Here is a 3,294-nt window from a genome sequence, read left to right on the forward strand (position 1 = left end):
AGGTTCTTACATCTAAAACAAAAGCGTTAGCATCTTTCGTTAGTTGTTCTTCCCATTCTTGCTGTGATAAATCTGCCATTTTTAAATACTTTTTTTTTGATATTTCAAAAATACTATTTTTAGATGAAGGTCTTACCTATTTTTTTAACAAAAAATTAATCCTAAAAATATATCTAATCCAATAAATCAACATACATTTGTATATACAATTATTGTACAGACATGAATGTTGAGGAAATTTTAAAGACCAATAAAAAAATGGAACTGTCCAAAAGAACAGTTATTCATTTAATGTTAGTGAGTAATAAACTAAACGAATCTACCTCTACGACTTTAAAACCTTTTGATGTTTCTGTGCAACAGTTTAATGTCTTACGAATTTTAAGAGGACAAAAAGGGAAGCCTGCAAATCTAAAAACATTAAATGAACGTATGGTAACTAAGATGAGCAACACTACTCGCTTAGTAGATAAGTTAATACTAAAAGGATATGTAAAGCGAGAAACTTGCGAAGCTAACCGGAGAAAAATAGAAATCTATATTACAACAAAAGGAGAAAAAGCACTTTCTAGCATGGATATTGCAATGAACAAGAATGACGAGCAAATTGTTCAGAATTTCACCGAAGAAGAATTAGAGTACCTGAACGTATTGTTCGACAAATTTTAAATCATAAAAACAAATAGCATTAACTATTAATTAAATTAAAAATGAAAAAGAAGTTATTAAGTTTAGCATTCGCAGTAGTATTTGGATTTTCAGCTACGGCTAACACACCAATCGATGGCAATAAAAAAGTAGTAAAAACTAGTGAAAGTACCGTTACTTGGAAAGGTTACAAAGTTACTGGTGCCCATGAAGGGACTATTAATTTAAAATCTGGTTCTTTAGATTTTAACGGAAGTAAACTTACAGGTGGAGAATTTGTAGTAGATATGACTACTATTAACACCACAGATTTAGAAGGAGAATACAAAGGAAAATTAGACGGACATTTAGCTTCTGACGATTTCTTTGGCGTTAAAAGTCACCCAACCGCAAAATTAGTATTTAAAAGCCTAAAATCTTTTAACAAAAACTCATATACAGTAACAGGAGACTTAACTATTAAAGGTATTACAAAAGAAGTAGTATTTGTAGTTTCTGTTTTTGAAAATAAAGCTACGGCTACTTTAAAAGTAGACAGAACAAAATTTAATATTAAATATGGTTCTTCTAGCTTCTTTGACGATTTAAAAGACAAAGCAATTTATGATGAGTTCGATTTAGTAGTAGATATGGCCTTCTAAATTAAACCAAACATATTCTAAAGCCCTGTTACTTATAACAAAGTGACAGGGCCTTATTATTTTTAGCACTACCTATTGGCTATATTAAAAATCCTTTATATATTTGATGCTTTATGAGAAATAAAAGAACAAATACTTGGTGGTGGAATAACTTACGAAAAACAACGTGAGCAAAGCACCATTGTAGTAAAACTATATAAAAGGCTTGTCATCACGACAAGCCTTTACTTTTTTAAAAAATTTAATACTTTATCTAATGACATACCAATTAGAGACACATTTTAAAAAAATTCTTGCAGATACCATTACTCCAGTTAGTGTGTATTTAAAAATCAGAGACCGTTTTCCTAATAGTATTTTATTAGAGAGTAGCGATTATCATGCTAATGATAATAGCTTTTCCTATATCTGCTGTAACCCAATCGCCTCTATTAAAATAGAAAATGAAGTAATAGTACAACAATTTCCAGATGGAACTTCTGAAGAAACCAAGATTAAAAAAAACACAGATGTTGTAGCTATTCTAGACGATTTTAGCAAAAAATTTAAAGGCGATAAAAATGATTTTAAGTTTATAAACAATGGTCTTTTTGGTTACATGGCTTATGATGCGGTACGGTATTATGAAGATGTAGAAGTTTCTAAAAAAGATAATAGTGTTACCATTCCAGATATTTACTACGCGGTATACCAAAATATTATAGCTATTAATCACTTTAAAAATGAGGCATATATTTTTGCACACTGCTACAAAAGCGAGGAAAACATTTCGGAAATAGAACAAATTTTAAACATTCAAAATTTTGCTTCGTATAACTTTTCTACACAAGGAGAACCTACTTCTAATTTAAAGGATGAAGAATATAGAGAACATGTGGAGCTTGCTAAAAAACACTGCCAACGTGGCGATGTTTTTCAATTGGTACTTTCTAGACGTTTCTCTCAAGAGTTTAAAGGAGATGAGTTTAATGTGTATCGCGCCCTACGCTCGGTAAACCCTTCTCCATACCTATTCTATTTTGATTATGGCGATTTTAAAATCTTTGGAAGTTCTCCAGAAGCCCAACTGATTGTAAAAAATGAAAAAGCAGAAATTCATCCTATTGCTGGTACTTTTAAAAGAACCGGTAACGATGAACAAGATGCTATTTTAGCCAAGAAACTTTCGAAAGATGATAAGGAAAATAGTGAGCATGTAATGTTAGTAGACCTTGCACGTAATGACCTTAGTAGAAACGGAAACATGGTAAAGGTAGAGAACTATAGAGAAGTTCAATTTTTCTCTCATGTAATTCATTTAGTTTCTAAAGTTACCGGGCAAAAGAAAGAAGACATTCCAACTATGAAAGTCGTTGCCGATACCTTCCCTGCAGGCACTCTAAGTGGCGCCCCAAAACATATGGCTATGCAGCTTATAGAAAAATACGAAAAAACTAGTAGAGGCTATTATGGCGGAGCTATTGGCTTTATGGATTTCGAAGGCAACTTTAATCATGCAATTATGATACGAACTTTCCTTAGTAAAAACCATCAATTGCATTACCAAGCTGGTGCTGGTATAGTTGCAGCATCCAATGCAGAAAGCGAATTACAAGAAACCTATCACAAATTAGGCGCATTAACCAAGGCATTGGAAATCGCAGAATCCATCTAAATTTCCAAAATAGATACTACCATGAAAAAAATATTAGTCATAGATAATTACGATAGTTTCACCTATAACTTGGTTCACTATTTAGAGGACTTAGATTGCGAAGTTGTTGTTAAGCGTAACGACCAGCTTAGCTTGGAAGAAGTAGATGCTTTTGATAAAATTGTACTCTCTCCAGGGCCTGGAATTCCAGATGAGGCAGGTCTTCTTAAAGAAATAATAGCTAAATACGCTCCTACTAAAAGTATTTTTGGTGTTTGTTTAGGGCAACAAGCTATTGCTGAAGTTTTCGGCGGTTCTCTTATAAATTTAGAACAAGTATACCATGGTATTGCTACCAAAATAAAAATTACA

Annotated in this window: 4 protein-coding genes and 1 pseudogene; all 5 read left to right on the forward strand. The window is 32.2% G+C overall.

Annotated features, from left to right (window positions below; all coding sequences use genetic code 11):
• Positions 1-185, forward strand: a 185-nt coding sequence (locus tag QZZ51_RS16410) for a hypothetical protein (protein WP_291871656.1), incomplete at its 5' end; no start/stop codon positions are given.
• Between the two features lie 73 nt (positions 186-258).
• Positions 259-669, forward strand: a complete 411-nt coding sequence (locus QZZ51_RS16415; protein ID WP_366511989.1) for a MarR family transcriptional regulator — start codon at positions 259-261, stop codon at positions 667-669.
• Between the two features lie 41 nt (positions 670-710).
• The gene (locus QZZ51_RS16420; protein ID WP_291871660.1) at positions 711-1,289 is read left to right on the forward strand and encodes a YceI family protein; all 579 of its coding nucleotides are present in this window, start codon (positions 711-713) and stop codon (positions 1,287-1,289) included.
• Positions 1,290-1,545: 256 nt separating this feature from the next.
• Complete coding sequence (locus QZZ51_RS16425; RefSeq protein ID WP_291871662.1) at positions 1,546-2,943, forward strand: anthranilate synthase component I family protein; 1,398 nt, start codon at positions 1,546-1,548, stop codon at positions 2,941-2,943.
• Positions 2,944-2,964: 21 nt separating this feature from the next.
• Positions 2,965-3,294 (forward strand): annotated as a pseudogene (locus QZZ51_RS16430) (aminodeoxychorismate/anthranilate synthase component II); the annotation flags it as partial.

It is taken from the genome of Maribacter sp. (genome assembly GCF_016744255.1).
GTDB lineage: Bacteria > Bacteroidota > Bacteroidia > Flavobacteriales > Flavobacteriaceae > Maribacter_B.